Below are 4,059 nucleotides of genomic sequence, written 5' to 3'. Positions count from 1 at the left end.
CTTCTCCATATGTAGTTTTGAAGGAATATCATATATAATATATGTGAATTCTTGGCTTCATAGCTCAGTCGGTAGAGCAGTAGACTGAAAATCTACGTGTCCTTGGTTCGATTCCGAGTGAAGCCACCATGGCGCCATAGCCAAGTGGTAAGGCAGAAGTCTGCAAAACTTTCACCCCCGGTTCAAATCCGGGTGGCGCCTCCAGTAATAAACTCCTGAATGAGTGATCGTTCAGGAGTTTATTTTATTTGCTGATAAGTGTAATAAATTATGTAAAGGTAACTTGACATGGTTTCCGGTTTCGATTATCATGTATGTAAAGGAAGCTTTACAAAGGAGAACCATATGAGATGAAAAATCGGCTGGAACAGTTAAGAAAGGAAAAAGGTCTGAAGCAGGATGAACTGGCAGAGATTCTGGAAGTATCCAGGCAGACCGTGAGTTCACTGGAGAATGGAAAGTATAATCCATCGATCCTTCTGGCATTCAAGATTGCCAGGGTATTCCAGTGCACCATCGAAGATGTATTCATTTATGAGGAGGAAGAAAATGGAAGGTAAATTGATGAAGTACAGTATAAAAAGAATAATCTGGATCTATATCGGAATGACTCTGGGAGGCGCTGTTTTTATCATAAATGGAGGAGAAGACCCGATTCTGAGTGTACTCACGAGAATCCTTGGTGCGGCTATAGGAATGGGTATTGCTGAATTTCATACCCATCGTAAAAATCCGAAGCTGAAGAATCTGGAGAAGGTGCAATATGAGGATGAAAGAAACATGGCGATTAGAGATCGGGCATCATTTTATATCAACGTGGCTGTCTTTCTTGCGCTTTTCGTAGTAATGATTGTTGGTGAAATAAGACAGGATTTCTATATGACTTTTGGAGCAGCAGCTGCAGCAGGGCTTCTTATGGCAATCCATCTGATTATCTCCTGGGTGTTATCCAGAAGGATGTAGCACTTTGAAGCTTCAGTTTCACAATCCAGGTCAAGAAACGGATCTGGTCATCTGATATCCTTACAGTAGGAGGTAGTTCATGAAACGATGGGAAAAAATCAATGCGGTGCAGAAGATGCAGGATTACGTGGAAAGTCATCTGCACGAACCGATCACGCTGAAGAACCTGGCAGATGCAGCGGGGTATTCTCCCTGGCATGCGGCGAAGATCTTCAAGGAGCTTCTGGGAAAGACGCCTTTCGAGTATATCCGGTCTTTAAGACTCAGTCAGGCGGCACTGGTGCTTCGGGACCAGCATGAGAAGGTCGTGGATGTGGCTTTTGATTTTGTCTTTGACTCCCATGAAGGTTTCACCAGAGCCTTTTCGAGGGAATTCGGCATTCCGCCGAAGAGATATGCGAAAGAGAAGAAGCCGATGAAGCTTTTCATGCCCACGCGGATCAGGGACTACTACTTGATGATTCAGAAAGGAGAACTGAAAATGGATAACGAAAAGAAGGCCAGCACTGTATTTGTTCAGGTGGTGGAGCGGCCGGAAAGAAAACTGATTCTGTTAAGAGGAAAGAAGGCAACGCACTATTTTGAATACTGCGAGGAAGTGGGGTGTGATGTCTGGGGCATACTGTCCTCCATTTCTGAAGCGCTGTATGAACCTGCAGGATTCTGGCTGCCGGACCATCTCATACTGGAAGGGACGTCAAGATATGTGCAGGGAGTGGAAGTGCCTTCTGACTATGAAGGAGAGGTGCCGGATGGGTTTGAAGTGATGACGCTTCCACCCTGCAGGATGATGATTTTCCAAGGGGAACCCTATGAAGATGAAAAATTCGGCGAAGCCATCGAAGACCTCTGGAAGGTCATGAATGACTACAAGCCAGAGCTTTACGGATTCACCTATGCAGATGAAGACGGACCAAGATTTCAGCTGGAGCCTCAAGGGTACAGAGGATACATCGAAGGCAGGCCAGTGCGCAGCATAAGTAAATAGAGTGCTTCTATATAGATGCAGACTTCGAAGCTTTCCTTGATGGAGAGCTTCTTTTTCATGAGATAGGTGGTTGCTGCTTCAAGGACCTATGTTATAATTATGGAAATGAAATTTGTAAGGAGTTGTAGTGATTGAAGTATGATTTTGAAACTTTGATGGACCGATATGACACAGGTTCGTTCAAATATGAGCAGATGATCAAGTGGAATCCTAAGGTGGCGGAAAAGAAGATTGTGCCCTTGTCCGTGGCTGATATGGAGTTCAAGACCCCGCCTGAAATCGTGGATGCGCTGAAGCGCTATCTGGACAACAACATTCTCGGGTATACAGGGCCGACCAGGGAATATTTCGATGCGGTGATTAACTGGATGAAGAAGAGACACGACTGGGACATCAAGGAAAGATGGATCGTTACAACGCCCGGTGTGGTAGGCGCCTTTCATATGGCGATCAATTCTCTGACAAAGCCTGAAGAAGGTGTCATCGTCATGCCCCCTGTCTACTATCCGTTCTACAGTGCTATTGAGAAGGGGAAGCGCAGGATTGTCCGGAATGAACTGAAGGAAGTGGGCGGTCGCTATGAGATCGATTTTGAAGATCTGGAGAAGAAGGCAAAGAATCCCAAGAACAACACTCTTCTCTTCTGTAACCCGCACAATCCTGTGGGCAGAGTATGGACTAGAGAAGAACTTCTTAGAGTCGCTGAGATCTGCGAAAAATATGATGTGCTGGTTCTTTCCGATGAGATTCACTTTGATCTGATCATGCCGGGTCATAAGCATATCGTGTTTGCAAACCTCAACGATTGGGCGAAAAACAATTCCATTGTGTTCACAGCACCCAGCAAAACCTTCAACCTGGCGGGGATGCATACATCCAATATTGTGATTCCGAACGGAAAGCTGAAGAGAAGCTGCACCCAGGAAATGAACAGGACAGCGGTGATGAATCTCAACGCCTTAGGCTATGAAGCCTGCAAAACTGCATACAATGAATGTGAGGACTGGATGGAAGAGCTTATAGAAGTGATTTATGAGAATCATAAGCTGGTGAAGAAGCATATGGCGAAGCATCATCCCGAAATCCACGTCTATGATCTGGAAGGAACCTATCTCCAGTGGCTCGATTTCAGAGCCCTGGGCATGGACAAGCATGAGCTGGAGAAAATGCTTCATGAGGAAGCGATGGTCTTTCTGGATGAAGGGTACTTCTTCGGCAAGGAAGGAGCCGGATTTGAAAGAATCAATCTGGCCTGTCCCCGCTCCGTGCTGGAGGATGCATTAAACAGGATCACAGAAGCGCTGAATACGAGGAGATCATAGAAACGGAAGACTTTCCAGAGATGTAATCGATGAGCAGTTTTCAGGAATCTGAAGGCCTGCTTTTCATCTGAAAAAGAATTGGGAAATGGAAGGTAAGAAGAGGAATAAGGAGAGATACGGAGAATGAGTCTGACATTTACCTCCTAATCTTATAAACAGCCAAATCCAGAGATTTTTGATGACTTTACCTGTTCGCTTTAATCTGCTAATCTACGTATTATAGCATATGTGATTGAAGTACTTAAAGCTAGTAATTGAGGCACATGGAGGACATAAAGTTATGGGTTGTATCTACAACGAAAAAGTCAAAAGAAGTGCAAAACCGCTCATCGGGTTACTGATTATATTTGGAATTTCTCTTATGGTGGTATCGGTTGTGGGAACCAGAGCAGGACTGAATCAGGAAACCAAGAGCACGATGGATCTTGTTCTTGCCATGGTCTTTCTTTTAGCAGGTTATCGTGTGATTGCCAAGACAAAGGAAATCTACAGGTATTCCATCATTGCGGATGATCTGATCATTCATCGTATTTCCGGAGAAAAGAGCCATCTGGTTGAAAAAGTGAAGCTTTCTGAAATTCAGGCGCTTCATAACAGAAGACCTGGATGGAATCTCATGAGACTCTTAAGAAAGAATTACTCTGTGAACATGATGAAGCTGGACTGCTGTTGTGAATGCAATGTGGAGGGAAACAGGAAAACTTTCTACTTCAGTCCAAGCCAGTCGATGTTGAATAAAATCAGCCATGCTATAGAGGCATCATAGTTTACTATGATGTCTTTTTT

5 protein-coding genes and 2 tRNA genes are annotated in these 4,059 nt (G+C 44.5%); all 7 read left to right on the top strand.

Annotated elements, in window-relative coordinates:
• The first annotated feature begins 53 nt into the window (after positions 1–53).
• The 7 genes from ACHAL6_RS15370 (at position 54) to ACHAL6_RS15340 (ending at position 4,039) form a co-directional block, all read left to right on the top strand.
• A tRNA-Phe gene (locus ACHAL6_RS15370) sits at positions 54–129 on the top strand.
• Position 130: 1 nt separating this feature from the next.
• Positions 131–204: transfer RNA gene (locus tag ACHAL6_RS15365), tRNA-Cys, on the top strand.
• A gap of 146 nt (positions 205–350) precedes the next feature.
• The gene (locus ACHAL6_RS15360; protein ID WP_395271533.1) at positions 351–560 is read left to right on the top strand and encodes a helix-turn-helix transcriptional regulator; all 210 of its coding nucleotides are present in this window, start codon (positions 351–353) and stop codon (positions 558–560) included.
• Entirely contained in the window at positions 550–963 is a 414-nt protein-coding gene (locus ACHAL6_RS15355) for a hypothetical protein (RefSeq protein WP_395271532.1), read from the top strand. The genes ACHAL6_RS15360 and ACHAL6_RS15355 overlap by 11 nt, the downstream gene beginning before the upstream one ends.
• A gap of 79 nt (positions 964–1,042) precedes the next feature.
• Positions 1,043–1,951 carry a helix-turn-helix domain-containing protein gene (locus ACHAL6_RS15350; protein ID WP_395271531.1) on the top strand — a complete coding sequence of 303 codons (909 nt, stop codon included), beginning with the start codon at positions 1,043–1,045 and terminating at the stop codon, positions 1,949–1,951.
• Between the two features lie 131 nt (positions 1,952–2,082).
• The gene (locus tag ACHAL6_RS15345) at positions 2,083–3,273 is read left to right on the top strand and encodes a MalY/PatB family protein (RefSeq protein WP_395271530.1); all 1,191 of its coding nucleotides are present in this window, start codon (positions 2,083–2,085) and stop codon (positions 3,271–3,273) included.
• 280 nt (positions 3,274–3,553) lie between these two features.
• Positions 3,554–4,039, top strand: coding sequence for a hypothetical protein (locus ACHAL6_RS15340; RefSeq protein ID WP_395271529.1), 486 nt, complete (start codon positions 3,554–3,556; stop codon positions 4,037–4,039).
• Positions 4,040–4,059 lie beyond the last annotated feature (20 nt).

The sequence above is a fragment of the Proteiniclasticum sp. C24MP genome (assembly GCF_043951855.1).
Classification (GTDB): domain Bacteria; phylum Bacillota; class Clostridia; order Clostridiales; family Clostridiaceae; genus Proteiniclasticum.
The sequence above is the reverse complement of the archived record's forward strand: the minus strand, read 5'-3'. Positions and strand labels throughout refer to the sequence as shown.